Origin of the sequence: Pseudoalteromonas sp. SIMBA_162 (genome assembly GCF_046535955.1) — a bacterium.
Classification (GTDB): domain Bacteria; phylum Pseudomonadota; class Gammaproteobacteria; order Enterobacterales; family Alteromonadaceae; genus Pseudoalteromonas; species Pseudoalteromonas marina.
Map to the genome: position 1 here is coordinate 1 of NZ_JAWJBQ010000565.1, position 264 is coordinate 264.

1 protein-coding gene is annotated in these 264 nt (G+C 62.5%); it reads right to left on the reverse strand.

Annotated elements, in window-relative coordinates; genetic code table 11:
* Window positions 1–28: 28 nt before the first annotated feature.
* Window positions 29–264 (reverse strand): PilZ domain-containing protein (locus R0J88_RS20935; RefSeq protein ID WP_410901015.1); only part of this gene is annotated, 236 nt, incomplete at its 5' end.

Sequence of the window (264 nt, forward strand, 5' to 3'; positions counted from 1 at the left end):
GAGATGATGAAGCGACGCTGCGCTCGCGCTACAGCGTATAGGTCGCGTGACCCTTGCCAAGCATGCCGGCCAGGTGGTTCTCGATATGATCGCGCACCTGGCGGTCCTCTTCACTGAAGTGGATGCCGATCCCGGCAATGCGTCGGCCACTGACGCCCTGCGGGGAAATCCATACCACGCGCCCGGTGACCGGAATGCGCTCGGATTCCTCAGGCAGGGTCAGCAGCAGATAGACTTCCTGGCCCATGGTGTAGCGCTCGGTAG